This window comes from Dyadobacter flavalbus, assembly GCF_006149045.1.
Lineage (GTDB): Bacteria > Bacteroidota > Bacteroidia > Cytophagales > Spirosomataceae > Dyadobacter > Dyadobacter flavalbus.
The window spans coordinates 162,820-185,482 of the sequence record NZ_VBSN01000038.1 but is presented as its reverse complement, the minus strand read 5'-3'; the positions used below and the strand labels follow the sequence as shown (position 1 = coordinate 185,482).

Here is a 22,663-nt window from a genome sequence, read left to right as displayed (position 1 = left end):
CGTTTCAGAAATTACAGGAAAAACCGATGGTATAAGAGCGCTGCGACGGATATGCGCCGTAATCAATCCCCTGCTGCAAAAGCGATTGTGCATAGGAACTCACTTCGGGATCAAAACCGGTGTACTTTGTCAGCGTCCACAAATTGGTGCCCGTCACAAACAGCCGGGGATCTTTGACCGGACCGATTTTCGGGAAGGTGTAGGACAAACTGAGCATTTTCAGCCTTGCAAAACTGCCGTCTTCCAGCATGGTGGAGTTGATATCGCCCGAAGCAATACCGCGCTGTATACCGGGATATTTGGGATTGTTGTGCGGATTGGCTGCGGTATACCGTTTGTTAAACCATTCTTCGGACTGGTTGAAACCCACGCCGCCATAATCCACAACGCCGTTATTGATATAAAAGCGGGTCAGATTAAGCACATCGTTTCCGACCGAACCGGTAATCAGCGCGTTGAGAGTAAACTTTTTCCACGTTACATCATTGCTCCATCCGAAAGTAAAATCAGGCGTGGATTTGCCCAGAACGATCCGGTCGGCGGCAGTAATGATGTTATCGCCGTTTGTATCCGCATAAATCCATGCCCCGTACAGCGGAGTTCCTGTACTGCCCGGCGGACGCGGGCCTTCAAAGGTGGGAAAAGTCGGGTTTCCGTTGGCGTCAAAATCGGTAAGCTGTGTTAATCCTGCCACTTTATACCCGAAAAAGCGTCCGACTTCCTGCCCGGGCGTAAGAATACCGGAAACACCGCCCAGCAGGTTTCCGTTGATGCTGATGTAATCGGATTGTGTCCTTTCCCCAAGATCAACCAGTGTGTTGACGTTTCGGGATACGTTGAATCTTGAAGAAAATGTCACGTTACTTTTTTGTACTACAAATGCCTGTATGCTCAGTTCCAAACCGCGGTTCCGCATGGTTCCGTAGTTGTCGATAATGGTTCCGACACCCGATTGCGTCGGCACTTTTCTGGGCTGTAGAAGATCGGAAGTCACTTTATCATAATAGTCAAAGCTGAACACAAGCCTGTTCCGGGCCATGCTGAAATCCGCTCCGGCATTGAACTGCCGCGTACGTTCCCATGAAAGATTGGGATTGGCAATGGTATTCGGATAAATGCCGGTATTGATCACACTTCCGTTGCCGGCAGGACCCATTTCATAAAATCCGCTGCTGTATTGAGAAAGCGACGAATACGGCCCGATCGCCTGACTGCCGGTTTCGCCATACGAAGCCCGCAGCTTGGCATTGGAAATAACCGTAAAACTTTTCATAAAACCTTCTTCTTCAAGGTTCCAGGCAAGCGCCACTGAAGGGAACAATCCGTATTTCCTGTTGGCTGCAAAAGCAGAAGCGCCGTCCGTACGGATGGAAGTATTCAGAACATATTTGCCTTTATAAGAATAATTTGCACGAAGAAATCCGGACTGAAGAATGCGTTTTTCCTTGTATGAGCCAATCGCCTGCGATTGGGCGCTTCCGATATTGTCAACACCGAAATACGGCACATTGAAACCGGCATAACTGGTGTTGACGAATTCTACAGTCTGGTCGTTATATTCCACACCCAACGTGGCATTCAGGTAATGGTTTTTGTTCAATGTCTTTTCATAAAGGAAATATGCATTGAGATTGTAACTGTAAGTATTGGAAGTATTGTTGCTTCCCCGCCCTTTGACCGGATTTCCTTCGGCCGTTGATGGCGGCAGAAATACTTTCCGGCGCGTCAGGTTCTGATTTCCGCCCAGACTGACAACCAGCTGCAGTCCGTCAGCTATTTTAAAATAATTTTCCAGGTTCAGAACCGTATAATCATTCTGCGTCAGATCCGTTTTGGCAGTCAGTTCATTGTACGGGTTTGAAAAATAGTAACCCTGATAATCAGGAATTCCCAGACTGTTGTTACCCAGATAATCCACGCTTAAGGTGGGTGCGGCGCGCAGCCCGTCCATTAATCCACCGGAACTTGGCCATGCCCTTGAAGCGGTAACGGCGCGGTTGGACTTCTGCCGCGTGAATGCAAACTGGCCTTTTACATTATACCAGTCATTGAGTTCATTGTTCAGATTTACGCGCAGGCTCGCCCGGTTGTTGTCCGAATTGATGATGGTACCTTTTTCCTGCAGGTAATTTCCCGAAATGTAATAGGATGACCTGGGCGAACCGCCGGAAAGGCTCAGTGTAATATCTTCCCGGAAACTGGGCTGTGTGATGGCATTAACCCAGTTTGTACTGGTCATGGCGCTGTCCGGATTTTCAAACGGCGGCGTACGGCCCGAGATGCTGTAACTTTCATTGATGATCTGGGCATATTGACCGGAATTCATCATCTTGACCGGATTGGCAATGGCCCCGAATGATGTCTTATTGATCAGTTCAATACGTCCTTCGCCGCGTTTGCCCGCTTTTGTCGTAATCAGCACAACGCCATTTGCGCCCCGCGATCCGTAAATGGCCGTTGCCGAGGCATCTTTCAGGATTTCCATGCTTTCAATGTCATTCGGATTGATTCCGTAAAGCCCGTTCTGCGTGTACGCACCTGTAAAGTTGGCCCCGGCTTCGCGGTAAGGCGGCATTGGAAAGCCGTCGATTACGTACAGCGGTTCATTGTTTCCGCTCAGCGAATTATTGCCTCTGATCCGGACCACAGCAGCGGCGCCGGGCTCGCCTGAGGTTTCCACCACCTGAACGCCCGTTGTCCGGCCCTGCAAAGCCTGATCTACGGTATTGATCACGGCCGATTTGTACTCCGTAGCAGAAACCCTGGAAGTACTTCCCGCCAGATCACGCTTGCTCTGTGTGCCATAACCGACCACCACGACTTCATTCAGTGCTTTGGCTTCCGGCAGCAACTGCACATTCAGCTGACTCTGATTATTTACCGGAATTTCTTTTGTCTTAAAACCAATAAAACTGAAAACCAGAATCGCACCGGATTCCGGAACAGCGATTTCAAAACGGCCGTTTGCATCTGTAGTTGACTGCATTTGGGTGTCTTTCACGATTATACTTACACCGGGCAGACCCGAACCTTTTTCTTCCACAACGGTCCCTTTTACAATGCGGGAATTTGCCGGCGGGCTTGGATTACTGTTCTCTGCATGGCCAGGGCTGTCTATTGTATTTTTTGAATTGGCGCTTGTATCCAGAGGTGCAGGCTTTACAAGCGGGTTGAAATTTTGCGGGGAACCGGGCGGAACAACAGGTGCCTTGTTTATGGAATCAGGTCTGGAAGTAGTGTCGGGTTGAACCTGTTGTGCCAGAATGATCGGAGGCGGGTAAAGCATCAACAGCAGCAGAACAATACCGGATCGGGGAAAAATCAATCGGCTATAACATTGCCTTGCGAAATTCAATTGTTGAATTTTTTGCATATGTGCTTCTTGGCTAGGTGATTGGACAAAGTCCAGAAAAGGAACACGATAGTGCTGGGAAAGCAAATATTATACCGACGTACAAATTTGCTGCCTTTATGCAAAGCTTTCCGGCATTCCTAACGCAGCAGAAATGACCAGGATAAAGGATGCTGCTAGCCTGCCTTTATATCTGTAAATAATCATCCAGAAATCTTTGCAGGTATGTAATTTGCTTATCGTCAAATAAAACGGAAACGCCGGTCATAATTTTTGGAAACATGACCCTTAAGATTACATTTGTCAAAATGCCCACATCTCCTGGGATTGAACATGAACAGAAAATAGGAGTATAAGAAACCAGATACGACCATGAGCCAGGAACAACTGCTAACTGCTGATTATATTGATTCTCAAATAGGTAATGTAATTGAATATTATATCCGGTGGGATTTTGAAGAGGATCCTTTTTTCGGAAAAGCCAGGATAAAAGGTCTGGTGGATGACGATTACGGCAAGCTGAAAATCATTTGTGACGTCATAGAAGGAAGTGATCTGGAAATGGCTTACGAGGAAGAAGAAGTATTCATGTATTCGGATAACCGCCCTATTTATGCGGGAGCTTTGCCGGAAATTTACTCGGCCAACTGGATCAGTACGGATGGCAAAAAGAAAAAACAGATCTTTATTTCACCGCCTAATGAAAATGCAAAGGATTTTGCCATTTCACAGACCAACAGTAAAGTAGTGGTCAAAAGAATATATTAAAACAATCGCATTCCGGCCATTTTCACTGCAAATGAAAACAACCGGAATGCGTTCTTGCTGTCCCGCCTAGTTTTTCACAATCTTCTTTGTAAGTACCCGGTCTTCAAACACGGCTTTCACTATGTAAAGCCCCGACGGACTGTTTGTCAGGTCAAAATCATAAACATTCGTGCTGACCGCTCCTGCAATTACCTGTTCCGCAATTTTTTGTCCGTTCACATTATAGATTTCCACAGACTGCAATCCTGCCGGATGCGGATAAAACTGCACTGAAACTGCACCGTTTGTAGGATTAGGGGTAACCAGGAATCCGGCTTCTTTCAGATTTGGATTAACCGTAACGGTTCTGATATTGATATCGTCCAGGAAAATATTGTTTTCATTGCCGTTCGTATTGACAAATGCAACAAGCACTTCTCCGCTGTTTATAAAACCGGTGATATTGATCTGTTCCTGTCTCCATTCATTGGCAACAGGGACAAATGCCGTTTGTACTGCGGTACTTCGGGTTACGAGTGACGGTCCCCATTTTTTGTAAACACTCGTGTAGGTCTGACCGCAATCCGTACTGATCATCACCTGCAACGTATCCCAGACATTTTGAACAGCGGATGCATTCGTATAAGTCGCGGCTGCAACCTGGAACGATACATACGCAGAATCGGCTCCTGCAATATTCACCGTCGGCGATCTCAGGAAATCCCTCTGCCCGATTTCCTGATTATTGAAATTGGCTATACGGACGGACGCATTGCCGGTTTTGGCTGCGGCAGTTGTTTTCTGCCAGGTTGAACCCCGGTCCGGATTTACAATATCCCAACCTGCCGGCGGAAACAGGCCTTCAAAACTTTCAGTAACCGGGGCATCAAACGCTTCGTAATAAATAAATGCAAACTCGGCTTCATCATTGCTGGCATCTTCGTCCGTTCCGCCGTTCGGATTGCTGGTATAGACACTCAAAATGTGGTTTCCTTCGATAGTCGTTAGGGACGGAAGTGTTACACTGGTTTCTTGATACGTCTGCAACGATCCGCGCCAGTTGTAATTCTGAACCGTTCCATTGTCGATAACCGCATGAATAATCACCGAAGTCAGGATTTCCTTGCCTTTGTTTACAAGCGTTACCTTCGGTGCAAATACATTGGAGCAAAGTCGTTGTTCGGGTTCGGTAATGGCACCAATGGAAGCATCTTTGTTTTTGAGATTCACCGGCACGCAGCCGTTGGAAAGGCTCAGCAGGGAGCGATACGTTTCATATGCGGCTTCCATGCGGGCAACCTGCATTTTGGTAAACATATAAAGACAGGCATCCGGCGTGTAATCCATGTAATTCTGGTACATGATTCCAGGTGCCGAAGTCGTACATCTGTCGGTTACCATTCCGGTCCGGCATGTACTTGTACTGTTGCTCTGGTTGGGGGTATCTTCCACTTCATCCGTACCTGTGCAGGTTCCGTTGTCATCGCCCCAGATGTGAAACAAACTGAAATAATGGCCCAATTCATGCGTAAGCGTTTTGCCTTGGTTATAACCGGTTGCACTGCCGCCTGGCAAACTGCTGTAATCAATCGCAACGCCCTGCTCGTCAGGAACACCGTCGTCCGGGAAAGTGGCATAACCCAATGTCGTACTGGACAGATCGGTGATCCAGATATTCAGATAACGGTCCGTATCCCACGCATCGGCACCGCCAGACTCAGCATGTTTGAGCTGATTGGTTGTATAATCAAAAGAAGTTTTCAGGGTTGTGTATCTTACAATTCCGGTGGAAGGAACATCGTTTGGCGTTCGCTGGGCAAGGCAGAACCGGATGCCGGATTGTCCGAAAAGCGGTTTGAAATACAGCGGGATTTTATCCGCACTGGCATTCAGACCGGCATAGTCTTTATTAATGGTGTCCAGCTGCGCCAGAATCTGTGCATCCGTTACCAGCGACTGCCGCGTGAGAACAACATGAAAAACGACCGGAATCGTTATTTCACCGGTTGTTTTCAACGATTTCCCTGCGGCCATGCGCGCATGGATGATCTGTTTGAGCCGGGCTTCCCGCTGACTGAACCGGACTTTCAATGCCGGTTGTTCCTGAAATCTTTTATTCAGTAAATTCATGGATCCGCAGCGCTCCTGTGCAAACAAAATACCTGGCGCAAGGAAAAAAAACAGCAGACTAAATGTGAAAAAATGTTTAATAACCGGTACAGTATATCGCATTATTTTGTTACTATATCTTGAAGTAAAATGGATTTCTTGAAAAATGGGTCTGAATAATACTGTAGTACGACGAAATGTGCCTGAACAATGCACTATGATGCTATTTTAATAGCTATTTAATCCATAATTTGTACGTATAAAACCGTTCCTATATGTCAGACACGGCACCGGTAAAATTCCGCAAAATCATTCATATCGATATGGATGCATTTTATGCATCGGTAGAACAGCGCGATTTTCCGGAGTATCGCGGCAAGCCACTGGCGGTCGGCGGATCTCCTTCCGGCAGAGGCGTCGTGGCAACGGCGAGTTATGAGGCCAGAAAATTCGGGGTACGGTCGGCGATGTCGTCTCGAAAAGCCATGCAACTTTGCCCGGACATCCTGTTTGTGTATCCGAGGTTTGAAGTTTACAAGGCTGTTTCTGCCAAAATCAGGGAAATATTTCATCGTTATACAGACTTGATCGAGCCGCTTTCGCTGGACGAAGCTTATCTGGATGTGACGGAAGACAAATTGCAGATCGGCTCTGCTCTGGAAATCGCGGCGCAGATTAAAAAAGCAATCAAAGACGAACTGAACCTGACTGCTTCGGCAGGCGTGTCCATCAACAAGTTTGTTGCAAAAATCGCTTCGGATATCAACAAGCCGGACGGACTGACATTCATCGGACCTTCCAAAGTGGAGAATTTCATTAATAACCTGCCGGTGGAAAAATTTTTTGGTGTGGGAAAAGTAACGGCGGAAAAAATGAAAAACATGCAGCTTTTTACCGGCGCAGACCTGAAAAAGCTGACGGAGGACGAACTTGTAAGGCACTTCGGGAAAACAGGGTATTTTTATTACAAGATCGTACGCGGCATGGATGACCGCGAAGTTCAGACGCACCGGGAAACCAAATCACTAGGCGCGGAAGATACGTTTCAGTATGATCTGGAAAATATAGATGAAATGTACAAAGAGCTTGACCGGATCGCGGTGACCGTTCATAACCGGCTGGTCAAAAAACAGCTGAAAGGAAGGACAGTAACGCTAAAAGTCAAATTCAGTGATTTTACCCAGATTACACGGAACCACTCATTCAACAATCCGGTCGGCGACCTTGACACGATCATCGAAACAGCACGGCAACTGCTCGAAAAAGTCAGCTTCGAAGAAAAAACGGTCCGCTTACTGGGCATTTCACTTTCAAACTTCGGTGAACCCGAAATCCGTTACAGAAAACCCAGAGACCCCGAACAACTGGAACTTTTCACTTAAAAACCTGATTTACATCTCACAAAATACATTTCACTTCTCACAACAACAAGGCATCCACCCGATGCGCCTGCACTTTACCTTCACAAGGCGACCATGAAAAAATGGTAAAACGTCCGTCCTGCGATGCAACCAGCGCAATGGAGTCGCGCTGATCAAATACGAACTGTGCCGCAGACAAATGCCGTGTTCCGCCCGTTTGCACCGGATGTACAACGACGCCTTTGTTACCGATTACCGGTTCTGTTACAAGCATTTCTTCCACCGGATGACCACCCGGCGCACGTCCGATTTTTGCGCCGAATGCAAGCAGCTCATAACTGTCATTGATGATTGTAGCGCCGTCCACCGCGGTAAGTCCTGCCAGTCCGTTAATGGCCGAGCTCAGCTGACTTTGCGATTTGCCCGGATGCGGATCAAGAAGATACTCGCGATAAAGTTCGGACAGTTCGGAAAATGCCGGCTGAACCTGATACGTAATCGGATGTATAATGGATTTCCGCCACTCATCCTGATTGGTCGGTACTACCAGCAAAATGCCTCCACGTTCGTGGCCGCGCATGGAAACGGCAAGCTGCACAAGCAAATTAAGCGAATCATTCCATAAATTGGGCGATGTAAAACCGATCATGGAATTGATAATGGACGGGCAGTCGCGGACACTGCCGCTTTCTTCATCCACAATTTTCACCTGATCTCCTTTCAGCACCGCCACATTCACAAACTTGCCGAAGCCGTCCACACGTCGGTGTTTGATCACCAGCATGCCGGGCTCAATGACTTCCAGCACAAAGCAAAGTCCGGGAATAACCCGGGTCGTACCCCAGATATACAGCATGTTATCTTCCATCCAGACCCCAAGGTGAATGCCCGAACGTTCGACTGCCGGTGCCAGTTTGGTTAACGTATTGGATGTAAATGGCAGCTTTTCTCCAAACACAAGGGGATTTACTGCACACTCCGGCGGGATAAATGCAATGGATATTTTGGGCGATCTTCCTTCTTCTCTTCGCAGGCTGGCCCAGAAAGTAGTGTCAATGATGGCTTCTATGGTTTTTGCATCCGGTTTCGGCGCAAGTTCCTGATCATAATATTTGCTGACCGATTGATGATGCCGTTCAAAATGACTTTCTACAAGGCCGGCAACCGCACGGGCAGACTTATAAGCTGTCACCGGCACGGATTCTCCGTTCGCAATGTTCGATTCAATATTATTCATTATCATAATCAGCAACTTACAAAGTAAAGTGTTTTACAAGCCGGATGGAGGCAGATATCAAGTGAAAGCGTCCGGAGCCAATCTTAAAATAGTAACAAACAGAAGTGATAAAAAGTTGGGCAAAAATTGTGAGTATTTTTTTGCTCATTTAGCAAGATTATCACCCAGATTACCAGGCAACTACTTGCTGGTTTCAAATAATTTGTGGCCGGAAACTAATTATACCTTCATTTTTGTATAAATAATTTACCAGAGCTTCCAACCTTTGCAGATCTGTACGAGTCGTATAAATCAGAAAAAGCATATTTGCGAACACAAAGAATTAATTGACCAAAATGACACTCAAGGTTACTGATCACGGAAAAAGTATATATTGCCTGCAACAAAGCATTCAAGATTTTAGTAAAAATATACAAACGGCGAAGAACTTCATGTATGTTTTGACAACAGATCAGCGGACACTTCTCTGAAATCCTGTTGCAGGGCCAATCCGGTTCTGCGAACCTGTTCAGCTTACGGATAATGAAATGGTAAAGCCGTAACAGAATCCATTCACCACCGATCCGAATCCATTCCTGCGGACACGTATATGCATGATATCTGCTTCCTGAAATGGTTTGTTAATGGTTCGATAATTTAGAAGAGTTGATGAAAAATTGTAGAAAGGCAATGAAATACGGAATACAGGCGTTTGATTGGCAGTCAGTGCACGCCGTTTCTTTAAGTAAAGAGGTTAATCTAAACAAATAACTATCGGGTAAAAATATACTCTACACTTAAATGGGAATATTAATGAAAAGCATCTCGGTAGTAATACCTAATTACAACGGTAAACATTTGTTCGAAAAATATTTCGAGAGTAATTACAGGATCCTGAAAAATCTTGGTACCAAAGTCCAGATCATAATCGTTGACGATGCTTCACAGGACGATTCTGTAGAATATCTTGAAAAAAACTATGGAAACAATCTGACCATCATTCGGAAAGAAAAAAATTCAGGGTTTTCCCACACTTGCAACCTGGGCATCCAGAAAGCAACCAACGATCTGATTTTCCTGCTGAACACGGATGTCACGCTGGAAGAAGGCTACTTTGAAAAGCTTTACAAGTACTTTGAACTGGAAGACACGTTCGGCGTCATGGGCAGGATTATCGGCATGGATGACGACAATATTCTGGATGCGGCGCGTTCCCCGAAGATTCTGGGCAGAAAGATAAAACCCAGCAACTTCTTCTATCTTAAGGATAGCGACAGCCTCACGCCTACCTTTTACCTTTCCGGCGCCATTGCGCTGATGGATACCAGGAAACTGAAAGCCATCAACGGGTTCAATGAAATGTTCAATCCGTATTACGGCGAAGATCAGGAAATGTCGATCCGCGCTTGGAGGCTGGGCTGGAAATGCTATTATGAACACAATGCGGTTTGCCGCCACGAAGTTTCTGCCAGCACCAAAGGACATAAGGACAATTATTCAGTAAAAAGAATTTATTTCAGGAACCGTTATTACATGCATCACCTGCATCTGCATGGCATGGACCTGAACTTTTATCATCTTCAGGTGATCCTCAGCGACGTATTGCCAAGCATCCTTACTTTCCAGTTTTACAAGGCACAGGCCTATCTGGATTTCCTGAAAAATATGAACGAGCTTTCGATGAAAAAAACGGCGTTCAAAACGCAGATGAAAAATCACAAATCCAACATCGGAATCATTGATGTGATTGAAAATATCAAGATGATGCTTAAATACAAGCAGGTAATTAAATTATAAAGTTAAGCGGCACTTTAACCGATATGCATTAATTTGCACCCCAAACCGGAAATTTTACAATTTCCGGCTATTTACATTCCGGCATATTGTACTATGCCCTTCCTAAATAATGAAAACATACTTCAGACTATTATCTTTTGCCCAGCCGATTGCCAAATTTGCGTTTCCTTACATCATTTTTACGATTCTGGGTGTCATTTTCAATACATTAAACCTGGCACTTCTGGTTCCTCTGCTCAGCACGCTTTTTAACAGCAGCAAGGAAGGTGCGCAGCTGATGGAAAGACCGGAAAGCTGGGATGTGGCCGGAATGCTGAGCTATTATGCACAGCAGGCCAACATCATGTACGGTCCGCACGGTGCTCTGCAGCTTGTTTGCGGCGTGATTGTCGTTTCGGTGCTGCTTTCCAATGTATTCAAGTATTTTTCGCAAAGGGTCATGGAAAACCTGCGGATTCATACGCTGCTGAATTTGCGGAAGACGGTGTTCAATAATGTGATGAATCTGCATGTCAGCTATTTCAGCAACCAGCGCAAAGGCGACATTATTTCCAAAATCGCTTCGGACGTGCAGGTTGTACAATTCTCGGTTACGGGAACGCTTCAGGTTATTTTCAAAGAACCGCTGCAACTGATTGCTTATGTTTTCGTGCTGTTTGCCACATCTGTCAAACTTACGCTGTTCGCCATTCTGGTTATCCCGATTTCTGCATTTCTCATTTCGAAGATTGTTAAAAGATTAAAGCAGCAGGCTGCACTTGCACAGCATATGTTTGGTTTGATGATCAGTTATCTGGATGAAGCGCTTTCCGGCATCAAGATCATCAAGGCATTCAACGCGACGGAAGATATCAAGGACAAGTTTCATCAGGAAAATGTACGTTACTCCGATCTCGGGCGCAAAATGGCCCGAAGACAGCAGCTCAGCGGCCCTGTATCCGAATTTCTGGGCGTTGCAATGGTTGCACTGATCGTGCTGTACGGCGGATCGCTGATCATTGACAATCAGTCCGAGCTTACGGTTGCTAAGTTTGTAGGTTACATTGCCATATTTTCACAAGTCATGCGCCCGGCGAAAGCACTTACCGATTCTTTCAGTACAATCCATGCCGGCATAGCAGCCGGAGAACGTGTTCTGGACCTGATCGATGAAAAACCGGAAATTTACGATGCGCCGGATGCAATCGAACTCAAAGCATTCAATAAGCAGATCAGGCTCAGCAATGTATCTTTCTCATATCAGTCCAAAACTGTCCTGAAATCCATTAATCTGACGATTCCGAAAGGGAAAACGATTGCACTTGTCGGGCCTTCGGGAGGAGGAAAATCTACGTTGATGGATTTACTGCCAAGGTTTATCGATGCGCAGCAAGGCAGCGTTAGCATTGATGACATGGATGTGAAACACGTAAAACAGGAATCGTTGTGGGCCTTGTTCGGAGTTGTCAATCAGGAATCGATGCTTTTCAACGACACCATTTATAACAACATTGCCTTTGGAAATCACGACGCTACGCCGGAAAAAGTAGAAGCTGCCGCGCGCGTGGCCAATGCGCATTACTTCATCATGGAAACCGACAATGGTTATCAGAGCAATATCGGGGACCGCGGCATGAAACTTTCGGGCGGACAAAAGCAGCGCATCTGTATCGCCCGGGCCGTTCTGAAGAACCCACCGATCATGCTGCTGGATGAAGCCACTTCCGCGCTGGATACAGAATCGGAAAAACTGGTTCAGGAAGCTTTGAATAACCTGATGCAGAACAGGACTTCACTGGTGATCGCCCATCGCCTGAGTACCATTCAGAAAGCGGACTGCATTGTTGTTCTGGAAGAAGGAAAAATAGTGGAGCAGGGAAATCATACTGAACTGATCGCCCGCGAAGGCCTGTACAAAAGGCTGATCGACATGCAAACGTTCAACGAGTAGCCGAATGGAGAACCCGCCACTGGTATCCATTGCGCTTTGTACATATAACGGCGCAGCATTTCTGAAAGAACAGCTGGATTCCATTCTTAAACAGCAATTTGAAAACTGGGAAATCGTGGCCGTTGACGACTGCTCAGGAGACGAAACCTGGGAAATCCTGAATGGCTATGCTTCTAAGGACCTCCGTTTCAGGCTGTACCGGAACGATCAGAATCTTGGTTATAATAAAAATTTTGAAAAAGCACTGCAACTTTGTCGGGGCAAGTATATTGCCATTTGCGATCAGGACGACATCTGGCACCGGGACAAATTACAGATTCAACTGGATGCCATTCAGGAAAACGAGCTAATTTACCACGACTCCGAGTTCATTGATCATGCCGGAAATTCCATGCAAACGAAAATCTCGGACAAGTTTAACTTTTACCGCGGCAACCGTCCGGAGGCTTTCCTTTATCTGAACTGTGTTTCCGGCCACAGCATTTTCATGCGGCAGTCCGTCCTGCAAAAGGCACTTCCGTTTCCGCGCGATTTTCATTACGATCAATGGCTTGCATTGGTTGCGACAAAAAACGGCTCGGTTGATTTTGTGGATCAGTGCCTTGTCCAATACAGACAGCATCAGAAAAACAATACGGATATGCTGGCCTTGCATGCCACGGCCCGATCCGCAAACCAGAAAATTGCAGAGCTTGAAAGGGAAAGCAAATGGCTTAAACTCTGTTCGGAAAAGTTCGGAGATGAACCGCAAAAGCTTACTTTGAAGTTGTATCAGCAAAGCCTTATCAGAAACGCTTCATTCGTGTATGTTCCCTATGCAATCACCATATGGAGAAACAGGAAAATCCTGCTTGCGCTGCTTAAAAAATCAGAAGTAAGCAAGTTTTTTTTTACAATCAGAAAAATATGGGGACCCAAAGCTAAAATGGTTCTCAGTTAAATATGCAGTTCAATCCGCCCAACGATAAATCACCTGATCTTCCGCTTGTATCCATAGCAATCTGTGTTTATAACGGAGAAAAATTCCTGCGCGAACAGCTTGATTCACTCGTAGGTCAAAGTTATCCCAATCTGGAAATTATTGCCGTAGACGACTGCAGCAAGGATTCTTCCAGAGCCATTCTGAAAGAATACCAACAGCGGTTTCCTTTTTTCAGAGTTGTTGAAAACGAGGTCAATCTGGGCTATGTCAAGAATTTTGAAAAAGCCATCCGTTTATGCACCGGTGAGTTCATTGCGCTTTCCGATCAGGACGATATCTGGCATCCGGACAAAATCAGGATACAATACGAAAGTATCGGTTCAAACCTGCTGATTTATCACGATTCTGCATTTATGGAGGATAACGGTAAAATGATCGATATGAAAATGTCGGATATCATACATTTATACCGTGGAAACCAGCCGGAAGTTTTTTACTTTTTCAACTGCGTTTCGGGGCATACCTGTTTTTTCAGAAAGGAACTGGTAAATGAAATCCTGCCTTTTCATCCCGAACATTTTCATGATCACTGGATCGCCTATGTAGCTGTAAATCTGGGCACTATCGACTTTGTACCGCAAGCACTCGTCAACTACCGCCAGCATCCAACAACGTCAACGGATATTCTGAACAAGCGCAAAAAATTCAGGAGAAATTACCACGAAAACCGCGACATCAAAAAACTCAGGAGAGACCTCAAATGGATCAAACAATGCGCCACTTTTCAGAAAAACAGAAATCCCGAATTCCTGCATACATTCCTGACCCTTTTTGAAGAACGGCTGGATACATTTTTTTCCTTCCGGTATGCACAGTTCATTGACAGGCATTTCGACATCTTATACTTTATCCAGAAGTACCGGAAAGCTACCAAAAAAGCTTTCGTTTACCGGCAGATCTGGGGATTGCGCGCCAAATTGCTTTGGGTACGCATGTTCAGCTTCTGGACGGAAGAGGAATAATGTTCAGTTTAAGTTTGAGCAAATGCAGGTATGCCTTGAAATACAGTTTTTTGCGCACTCTGGATTTCGCGGTGTTCATGATCATCCGGTGAATCTGATAAAATGAATAATCCCAGCGAAGCATCTGTTCTATCAGTTTCTTCAGACACCTTTTTTCGGTAAAATAGAATTCCCTGTCGCTGACATCGGATGTTGTCAGCGGAAGTACTTTACTCCATTTCCTGTGCAGTTTAAGGATTTCGTCCAGCCATAATTTATTGAAATTTCCTTCCGAGGCGTGTTTCATCAAAATGTCAAACGTAACCTTGACCTTATATTCCTGGAATACGCTCAGGCAAAAATCAATGTCATATCCGTGAAAACCTTTCAGTGTTTTTGCGTCAAACGGATATTTCAATGCAATACTTTTCCGGGTACAAAACCATAAACCGTCTACGCACACAACGCTGCTCAGATTCTCGTTTTTGGGATTATGATAAGCATGGATTTCATCTTTTTCGTCCAGCTTGAAACCCTGAAGCACATTCTGATAAGACCTTTCTTCCGAATGAAATTCGAATTGGTACCATCCGGAAGGTGAAAGTGATTTGTAGCCGCCGCCGGCAACTCCGAGCACGCCTGTCTCAGCATCTTCGGAAAAAATATTCAGGACCGTTTTTCCCCAATCATTCGTCCTGATCTGCACATCTTCATGCATGAAACAAAGTATATCGTATGCAGCTTTCTTCGTTCCTTCGTTATAAACTTCGCAAATGCCTCTTTTTGCATGACTGTTCTCAATGGCAATGATTTCATGGGTTACGCCAATGGTTTCCGAAATATTTTTTCTGACAAGCGAAAGGTCTTCAGCATTGGCTGAACAGATGATAACTGAAATCATTCACAAACGATGAGTAAAAATAATGGCCACAGATTCTTCCGGACAAAACTTCAAGCATCCGGCTGATCAGGCATGCAAAACTACTATTTTAAGTAGAAATTGCATCTCTGAAGCATTTATAAACAATATTCCTATTTTCTTTTTCCCGATGAACCGTTTTTGTTTTCTGCTTTTTTTCCTTGTTCAGACAGCCGCTTTTGGCCAGGTAAAATTTGCCCGTATTTTTTCAGATCATGTTGTACTTCAGCGCCAGAAACCGGTTCCTGTATGGGGCTGGGCCAAAGCCGGAGAAAAAGTTAAAGTAACGCTTGCCGGACAAACCGCAAGTACAAAAGCCGATCATTCAGGGAAATGGCAGGTACAATTCACTTCGCTGGAAGCCGGTGGCCCGCATACACTCGCTGTTTCGGCAAAGTCCGGAAAGGCAGCCGTTCAGGACGTGCTGATCGGCGAAGTATGGCTTTGTTCGGGGCAATCCAATATCGAATGGCCTGTTTCTGCAGCCAAAGATTATGAAATTGAAAGGCAAAACGCAGATTTCCCGCAAATCCGTCATTTCAAAGTTGAACATGATGTGACGCTTAAACCGGTTGACGACCTTCAATCGGGTGACTGGAAATTGGCTTCTTCGGAAACCGTCGGTGATTTTACTGCCATCGGATTTTTCTTTGCAAGGGAAATACATCAGAAACTCAATGTGCCCGTCGGCATTCTGCATGCTTCGTGGGGCGGTTCCCAGATTGAAGGCTGGATCAGTAAGGAAGCCATGCTGACGGACGAAGAACTGAAATCCTATGCGCAGAATCTGCCTGAAACCTGGGAAGCTGCAGATGCCATGATGGATGCCAAGCTGCGTAAACAGTTGTTTAAAAATGCATCTTACAATCCGGCTTCGGAAGACGAAACAAAGTACGTTTCCGGAAATGCCGATTTTTCAAACTGGCAGAAAGCTGCCGATCCAATCGGACAGTGGGACTGGAAAGGATTAATGGGTTTCCGGGGCAATGGATTTATGGCAAAAGAAGTGACCATTCCTGCGGACCTGGTTTCGAAAGAAACGATTCTGTCGCTTCCAGAAAATGACAGTCCCAATGAAATTTATATCAATGGCAAACCAGTCTATCAGGGCACTCAGAATGGCATCCGGAAAATTACCGTTGCAGCCAATACGTGGAAGGAAGGCAAAAACCAGCTGGTGATCAAACTGGGCAATATGGTGAATACGCCCTGGTTCGGACCGGGCTTTTCGGGTTCTGCAAATGATCTGTATATAGACGGTAACAAGCGCAAGATCAGTCTTGCTAAGGACTGGAAACTAATGCCGTCCTTTGCGGAAAAACATGCCTATGCGCATTTGATGAACAATGTCGGTACGACGATTTACAATGCCATGATCGTTCCGCTGATTCCGTTTGCTGTGCGCGGAACGCTTTGGTACCAGGGCGAAACCAATGCAGGCCGGTCTTTTCAGTACCGCCGCACTTTTCCCTTGCTGATCAATGACTGGCGAAAACGCTGGAATGACGACTTTTCATTTTACTGGGTTCAGCTTTCCAGTTTCGGTTCTGATAACGGCAGCAACATAGGCAGCGGCTGGGCAGAACTTCGCGAAGCACAGAACATGACATTGAGCCTTCCAAAAACAGGCATGGCCGTCAGTACAGACGTTGGAAACCCGGACAATATTCATCCAGTCAACAAGCAGGACGTTGCGCACCGGCTTGCCGCCAATGCATTGAAACTGGATTACGGTATGGATATACCTTACGCTTCCCCCGTATTTGATCATGTGGAATTCAGGAACGGGAAAGCAGAAGTTTATTTCAGAAATGCAGAAAACGGGTTAATGGTGAAAGACCGTTACGGTTATCTGAAAGGATTTGAAATTGCCGGTGACGACAAGGTTTTTCATTATGCCAAAGCCGAAATCAGCGGCAAAAACGTAGTGGTGTCCAATCCGAAAGTTCCGAATCCTGTGGCGGTAAGATACGCATGGTCCGATGCGCCGGCCGAAGTAAACCTGTACAGTACCGACGGATTTCCGGCAAGCAGTTTCAGGTCGGATTCGTGGCCGGGCGTAACCGTTGACAAAAAATTTGAATAGTTAAAATCTGAACTCCATATCTGAATGTTCCGTAAAATCCTCCGCCCGCTGACCATTTGCCTTGCCTTGTCTGCACTGACATTAAGTGCATGGAAAAATATTCGACCCGATCAGGAAACCGAAGTAACCGAATGGCCAGAATACCTCGGCGGTCCGGACCGCAACCATTTTTCTTCCCTGACGCAGATTAATCCTGAAAATGTCAGGAACCTGAAAGTAGCCTGGACGTACGACATGCCGGATTCCGGACAGACACAGGTTAACCCGATCATTGTGGACGGCGTGCTTTACGGCGTTACGGCAACCGTTCAGGCGTTCGCACTGGAAGCTGCTACGGGAAAACAGCTCTGGCTGTTTGGCGACAAATCCAGCAATGGTTCCAATACAAGCCGCGGACTTACTTACTGGAGTGACGGCGACGACAAACGCATCATGCATGCCATGGGTCATTATCTATATGCACTGGATGCCAGAACAGGGAAACCGATTGAAAGTTTCGGTGATCACGGCAAAATAGACCTTCATACCGGATTGCCCGAAATCGCCCTGAATAAATACATGGTTTCCAATACCCCCGGAACTGTTTTTGAAGACCTGATCATTATGCCGTTAAGGCTTTCGGAAGAATCCGATGCGGCTCCGGGCGATCTCCGTGCATTCAATGTACGCACGGGAAAGCTGGAATGGACGTTCCATACCATTCCGTATCCGGGCGAATTCGGCTACGAAACGTTTCCTGCTGACGCTTATAAAAACACGTATACAGGCGCAGCAAACAACTGGTCAGGAACAGCCATCGACCGTAAACGAGGCATATTGTACGTGCCGACGGGTTCTGCGGGATACGATTTCTATGGCGGCAAAAGAAAAGGAAGCAACCTGTTTTCCAACTGTTTACTTGCACTGGACGCACGTACCGGAAAACGGCTCTGGCATTATCAGACCATGCACCACGACATGTGGGACCGGGATCTTCCGGCCCCGCCAAACCTGATTACCGTAAAACAAAACGGAAAAAGCATTGATGCCGTAGCACAGGTCAGCAAACAGGGTTATGTTTTTATATTTGACCGGGTTACCGGCAAACCCTTGTTCCCGATCAAGGAAGTAGCTGCGCCGAAAGAGGCGCTGAAAGGAGAATTTCCGTGGGCTACACAGCCGGTACCTTCAAAACCTGCATCCTTTGCGCGCCATGCTTATACACTGACGGAAAAAGACATCAGTCCGTATGCTCCCGATCGTGATTCCTTGATCGCAAAGTTTAAAGGCTATAAAAAGGCATTGTTTGCAGCGCCAAGCAAGGAAGGAACCATCATCATGCCGGGATTTGACGGAGGTGCGGAATGGGGCGGCGCAGCCGCTGATCCGGACCAAGGCATTCTGTACGTAAACAGCAATGAAATGGCCTGGATTCTGACCATGAAAGATACACCGAAAGAAAATGAACTTTCCAGTCTGAGCCCGGGTGAAAAAACATACACTACTTACTGTGCAAACTGCCACGGACCGGAACGAAAAGGCAATGCCATCAGCGGCTATCCATCGCTTGTTGACATCGGTTCTCGCCGGGATCGTGCCTACGTCAGTCAGATCATAACGGCCGGAAAAGGCAGAATGCCCGGATTTACAATGCTGTCTGCGTCCGAAAAACAGGCAGTGATTTCCTTTTTGTTCGGAGATGAAAAAACCGAAGCGGTTGCCTCCATTCCGGCTTCCCAAAAAACGTATCTTCCATATCAAAGTACCGGATATAACAAATTTCTGGATGCCAGCGGACTTCCTGCCATTGCGCCGCCGTGGGGAACACTCAACGCCATTGACCTGAATACCGGCGAGTACCTCTGGAAAATTCCGTTCGGGGAAGTGGAATCGCTGAAATCAAAAGGTGCTTCTGTTACGGGAACGGAAAACTACGGCGGCCCGGTTGTTACCGCCAGCGGGCTTTTGTTTATCGCAGCAACCAAAGACGGCAAGTTCCGCGCATTTGATAAAAAGAACGGGAAACTGTTATGGGAAACGATGCTGCCGGCAGCAGGTTTTGCCACGCCTTCGACCTATGAAGTAAATGGGAAACAGTACGTGGTCATTGCCTGCGGCGGAACAAAACTGGGCACAAAAAAAGGCAACAAGTATGTTGCCTTTGCACTGGAATAATATCCAGATTATCAGTAACCTGCAGACTGTCCGTCTTTCCTGGATTCTGTGGCACCGTGATAAACTTTATGGGCGGCATCAAACAGAATGGCCTGATACCCACCGTAGGCCCCGACGGCGTAGCCTACTTTATGGCCCATTTTCACAAGTTCACGAATGGTTTCATAAGAATAGCCTGATTCCAAGGTAATGATGCCGCTGTCTGTCATTTTTGTACCCGTTGGTTCTGATGAACCCTGATGATCAATACGCGGCGCATCGCCGGCTTCCTGCGGGTTCATGCCGTAGTCGATCATATTCATGACAATCTGCGTATGGCCAAGCGGCTGAAAACTGCCGCCCATTACGCCGAAACTCATGTACGGAACGCCGTCCTTCGTAATAAAAGCAGGAATAATGGTGTGAAACGGCCTTTTATGCGGTGCATAAGTGTTGTTTTCACCTTCAACAAGGCTGTACATTTCTCCGCGGTTCTGGAACATAAATCCCAGGTTTTCAGCCACCATTCCGGAGCCGAATCCCCGGTAATTGCTCTGGATCAATGAAACAATATTTCCTTCGCTGTCCGCAACGGTCAGATAAATAGTGTCTCCGTCTTTCAGTGCCGGATTGCCCGCTTCCAGCCGGGAAGACGCTCTTTTCGGGTTGATCAGTTTTCTTCTTTCTGCTGCATACGCTTTTGAGATCAATGCCTTTACAGGAATTTTTGCAAATTCAGGATCCGCATAATACTTGGCGCGGTCTTCAAAAACCAGCTTTTTGGCCTCTGTAAACAAGTGAATACGTTCCGGGCTGTCGTAGGCTATTTTGGAAAAATCGTAACCTTCCAGAATATTCAGCATTTGCAGGGTTGCTATCCCCTGCCCGTTCGGCGGCAATTCCCACACGTCATACCCGCGGTAATTCGTCGATACCGGCTCGATCCAGGTTGAAGTATGATCGGCCAGATCTTTTTCCGTGATAAAACCGCCGACCTGTTTCATGAAAGTATCAATCGTCCTGGCAATTTCGCCTTTGTAGAACGCATCACGTCCGCCTCTGGATATTTTTTCGAGTGTATTTGCCAAAGCCGGATTTTTGAAAATTTCACCGCGGGCCGGCGCATGTCCGTTCGGCGCATAGGTTGTTCTGACGTTAGGCAGGTCACCAAAAGCATTAATCATATTTGCCCATGAACTGGCTGCTTCATCATGAACAGGAAAACCGTTTCTGGCATATTTGATGGCATTGGATAAAATAGACGTCATCGGCAGTTTACCGAATTTTTTGTGCAGTTCAAACCAGCCATCGACACAACCCGGCACCGATACCGGCAATGGCCCCTTGGACGGAATGGAAGTAAGACCGCGCTTTTTAAACTCATCCAATGTCAGACTGTAAGGAGAACGGCCGGAAGCATTCAGTCCGTACAGTTTTTTCGTTTTCGCATCCCAGACGATGGCAAAAAGATCACCGCCGATCCCGTTCACATGCGGTTCCACCAGTCCTTCCATGGCATTGGCCGCAATGGCTGCATCCACGGCATTGCCGCCGGATTTTAAAACTTCGACAGCAACCTGTGTTGACAAGGGATGGGAAGTACTTGCCATGCCGTTTTGCGCCATGACTACGGATCTCCTGGAAAAAGTTTTTCCGTAATTGCGATCCTGCGCATGCAGCGCATGAAAGCCGGATAGAAAGATAAGGAGTAAATACAGGTTTTTCATAGGGGCTTAAGATCAATTTTCCGAACCGGAAATACGAGTTTAGTTTTTTCCCTGCGTAATTCCAATGGCCATAAAGCAAAAGTCAGCAAAAAGAACGCTTGCCCTCAGACGTTTTTACTTACATCCGGTTCTTTCTCCGACAAAAACTTTTCCGGCTTCTCATTTCCCATTAAAAAAGCAAGAGACTTTGTTTTTGGAAGATATTCAAACAGAACACGCAGGATTCCTGTAACCGGAATGGCTATAATGGCGCCCGGAATTCCCCAGAGAATACCGAAAGCAATAACCGAAGTAATGGTCATGAATGGGTTCAGATCCACTTCCTTACCGACAACATACGGCTGCGTTACATAATTATCGATCATTTGGGCAACTGTCATTACAATGGCGACGATCAGAACGCTGGAAGGTCCGCCGGAAACAAGGGCCAGAACCGCAGCCAGTCCGCCGCCGACTACATTGCCGACATAAGGGATAAATGAAAAAACCGCCGCAATCAGCGCGAGCAAAAATGCATATTTAACGCCTCCGATCAGAAATCCGGCTCCGTACAGAATGGCCAGGATCATCATGGCTTTCAGCATTCCGAAAAAATAGCCGCCCGAAGTTTTCCTGATTTCCTTCATGGCCTTACGAACACTGAAATGTTCCTGTTCAGGAAAATGACGAAGAACAAAGGCCGTAAAACGCTCTCTTTGTGAAAGCAGAAGCACTACATAAACAATAACCAGAATAAAATTGGCCAATACACTTCCGACCGAACCCAGCGCCGCAGGCCCTGCGCTGCCCAGTTTTGAAATCACATTTTTCACTTTATCCAGTTGCTGATCCGGGTTCAGTCCTGATTTCTCCTCGATAAAACTTTGCGCTTTTTCCAGATACTGGCCGGATTGCTTTTCAATTTCCGGCCAGTCTTTGGTGATTACTTTGACCTGAACGAATAATAGCCCGCCAAGAAAAATGAAGAACAGCAGCAGAATCATTGTACTCAGCGCAACGGAAAAACCTTTGCTCACGTTTTTTGACCTAAACCAGTCCATTACCGGAATAAGCATCATGGCCAGAACGGCACCGATAGCGAGCGGTGCCAGAAAAGTTTTCCCTAGATATAGCCCGGCCGGTATCGCGATCAGCAGCAATACCCATTTTAGCAGTTTTGATATTTCTTCCTTCATGAATTCAGTTTTTCGGTTACTTCAAAAAACCATTCCACGGATTAAAAAAACATTAAAATGAAAGCAAACAGATGAGGTGAAGTTTTATCAGGAAGACAGGCTTATATCTTTTCAATCAGAAATGACGCTTCAAACAAAAGAACGTTTTTAATGCATGAAAAACTTTCGTTCACCGCTATACGTGCGAA

The 22,663-nt window shown here is 46.3% G+C and carries 14 protein-coding genes; 8 read left to right on the top strand and 6 right to left on the bottom strand.

The features are described 5' to 3' along the window. Positions 1 to 4: 4 nt before the first annotated feature. Positions 5 to 3,325 (bottom strand): SusC/RagA family TonB-linked outer membrane protein, encoded by a 3,321-nt coding sequence (locus FEM33_RS12550; protein WP_229214221.1) that lies wholly within the window; start codon positions 3,323 to 3,325, stop codon positions 5 to 7. Between the two features lie 399 nt (positions 3,326 to 3,724). On the opposite strand from FEM33_RS12550, the gene FEM33_RS12545 reads away from it, so the two are divergent. Then, positions 3,725 to 4,120 carry a hypothetical protein gene (locus FEM33_RS12545; RefSeq protein WP_139012364.1) on the top strand — a complete coding sequence of 132 codons (396 nt, stop codon included), beginning with the start codon at positions 3,725 to 3,727 and terminating at the stop codon, positions 4,118 to 4,120. Positions 4,121 to 4,186: 66 nt separating this feature from the next. Here FEM33_RS12545 and FEM33_RS12540 read toward each other — a convergent pair whose 3' ends face one another. Next, entirely contained in the window at positions 4,187 to 6,229 is a 2,043-nt protein-coding gene (locus tag FEM33_RS12540; RefSeq protein WP_229214220.1) for a M43 family zinc metalloprotease, read from the bottom strand. A 254-nt stretch (positions 6,230 to 6,483) separates the two neighbouring features. Between FEM33_RS12540 and dinB the strand changes: the two genes are divergently transcribed. Further along, complete coding sequence (dinB, locus tag FEM33_RS12535) at positions 6,484 to 7,590, top strand: DNA polymerase IV (protein WP_139012362.1); 1,107 nt, start codon at positions 6,484 to 6,486, stop codon at positions 7,588 to 7,590. A gap of 37 nt (positions 7,591 to 7,627) precedes the next feature. Here dinB and FEM33_RS12530 read toward each other — a convergent pair whose 3' ends face one another. Continuing rightward, positions 7,628 to 8,806 carry a putative sensor domain DACNV-containing protein gene (locus FEM33_RS12530; protein ID WP_139012361.1) on the bottom strand — a complete coding sequence of 393 codons (1,179 nt, stop codon included), beginning with the start codon at positions 8,804 to 8,806 and terminating at the stop codon, positions 7,628 to 7,630. Between the two features lie 792 nt (positions 8,807 to 9,598). Between FEM33_RS12530 and FEM33_RS12525 the strand changes: the two genes are divergently transcribed. From FEM33_RS12525 to FEM33_RS12510, 4 genes are all read left to right on the top strand, one after another. Continuing rightward, positions 9,599 to 10,582 carry a glycosyltransferase family 2 protein gene (locus FEM33_RS12525; protein ID WP_139012360.1) on the top strand — a complete coding sequence of 328 codons (984 nt, stop codon included), beginning with the start codon at positions 9,599 to 9,601 and terminating at the stop codon, positions 10,580 to 10,582. 109 nt (positions 10,583 to 10,691) lie between these two features. Further along, positions 10,692 to 12,512, top strand: a complete 1,821-nt coding sequence (locus FEM33_RS12520; protein ID WP_139012359.1) for an ABC transporter ATP-binding protein — start codon at positions 10,692 to 10,694, stop codon at positions 12,510 to 12,512. 4 nt (positions 12,513 to 12,516) lie between these two features. Beyond that, on the top strand, positions 12,517 to 13,452 hold the full coding sequence (locus FEM33_RS12515; RefSeq protein ID WP_139012358.1) for a glycosyltransferase family 2 protein: 936 nt from the start codon (positions 12,517 to 12,519) through the stop codon (positions 13,450 to 13,452). Between the two features lie 2 nt (positions 13,453 to 13,454). After that, a complete protein-coding gene (locus FEM33_RS12510; protein WP_139012357.1) occupies positions 13,455 to 14,456 on the top strand; it encodes a glycosyltransferase family 2 protein in 1,002 nt (333 codons plus the stop codon). Here the strand turns inward: FEM33_RS12510 and FEM33_RS12505 are convergent. Continuing rightward, complete coding sequence (locus FEM33_RS12505) at positions 14,431 to 15,336, bottom strand: glycosyltransferase (RefSeq protein ID WP_139012356.1); 906 nt, start codon at positions 15,334 to 15,336, stop codon at positions 14,431 to 14,433. The genes FEM33_RS12510 and FEM33_RS12505 overlap by 26 nt on opposite strands. 148 nt (positions 15,337 to 15,484) lie before the next feature. Here FEM33_RS12505 and FEM33_RS12500 point away from each other — a divergent pair, with 148 nt between their 5' ends. Together FEM33_RS12500 and FEM33_RS12495 are read left to right on the top strand one after the other, a co-directional pair. Continuing rightward, a complete protein-coding gene (locus FEM33_RS12500; RefSeq protein WP_139012355.1) occupies positions 15,485 to 17,440 on the top strand; it encodes a sialate O-acetylesterase in 1,956 nt (651 codons plus the stop codon). 24 nt (positions 17,441 to 17,464) lie between these two features. Then, positions 17,465 to 19,594: an outer membrane protein assembly factor BamB family protein gene (locus FEM33_RS12495; RefSeq protein WP_139012354.1), complete on the top strand. Its 2,130-nt coding sequence runs from the start codon at positions 17,465 to 17,467 to the stop codon at positions 19,592 to 19,594. Between the two features lie 11 nt (positions 19,595 to 19,605). Here FEM33_RS12495 and ggt read toward each other — a convergent pair whose 3' ends face one another. Then, positions 19,606 to 21,300, bottom strand: coding sequence for a gamma-glutamyltransferase (gene ggt / locus FEM33_RS12490; RefSeq protein ID WP_139012353.1), 1,695 nt, complete (start codon positions 21,298 to 21,300; stop codon positions 19,606 to 19,608). Between the two features lie 104 nt (positions 21,301 to 21,404). Continuing rightward, positions 21,405 to 22,475: an AI-2E family transporter gene (locus FEM33_RS12485; protein ID WP_139012352.1), complete on the bottom strand. Its 1,071-nt coding sequence runs from the start codon at positions 22,473 to 22,475 to the stop codon at positions 21,405 to 21,407. Between the last annotated feature and the right edge of the window lie 188 nt (positions 22,476 to 22,663).

Coding starts and splice junctions, on each gene's coding strand:
- ggt (WP_139012353.1), bottom strand. CDS start 21,300: ATGAAAAACCTGTATTTACTCCTTATCTTTCTATCCGGCTTTCATGCG.
- FEM33_RS12505 (WP_139012356.1), bottom strand. CDS start 15,336: ATGATTTCAGTTATCATCTGTTCAGCCAATGCTGAAGACCTTTCGCTT.
- FEM33_RS12500 (WP_139012355.1), top strand. CDS start 15,485: ATGAACCGTTTTTGTTTTCTGCTTTTTTTCCTTGTTCAGACAGCCGCT.
- FEM33_RS12510 (WP_139012357.1), top strand. CDS start 13,455: ATGCAGTTCAATCCGCCCAACGATAAATCACCTGATCTTCCGCTTGTA.
- FEM33_RS12525 (WP_139012360.1), top strand. CDS start 9,599: ATGAAAAGCATCTCGGTAGTAATACCTAATTACAACGGTAAACATTTG.
- FEM33_RS12485 (WP_139012352.1), bottom strand. CDS start 22,475: ATGAAGGAAGAAATATCAAAACTGCTAAAATGGGTATTGCTGCTGATC.
- FEM33_RS12545 (WP_139012364.1), top strand. CDS start 3,725: ATGAGCCAGGAACAACTGCTAACTGCTGATTATATTGATTCTCAAATA.
- FEM33_RS12520 (WP_139012359.1), top strand. CDS start 10,692: ATGAAAACATACTTCAGACTATTATCTTTTGCCCAGCCGATTGCCAAA.
- FEM33_RS12540 (WP_229214220.1), bottom strand. CDS start 6,229: ATGAATTTACTGAATAAAAGATTTCAGGAACAACCGGCATTGAAAGTC.
- dinB (WP_139012362.1), top strand. CDS start 6,484: ATGTCAGACACGGCACCGGTAAAATTCCGCAAAATCATTCATATCGAT.
- FEM33_RS12495 (WP_139012354.1), top strand. CDS start 17,465: ATGTTCCGTAAAATCCTCCGCCCGCTGACCATTTGCCTTGCCTTGTCT.
- FEM33_RS12530 (WP_139012361.1), bottom strand. CDS start 8,806: ATGAATAATATTGAATCGAACATTGCGAACGGAGAATCCGTGCCGGTG.
- FEM33_RS12515 (WP_139012358.1), top strand. CDS start 12,517: ATGGAGAACCCGCCACTGGTATCCATTGCGCTTTGTACATATAACGGC.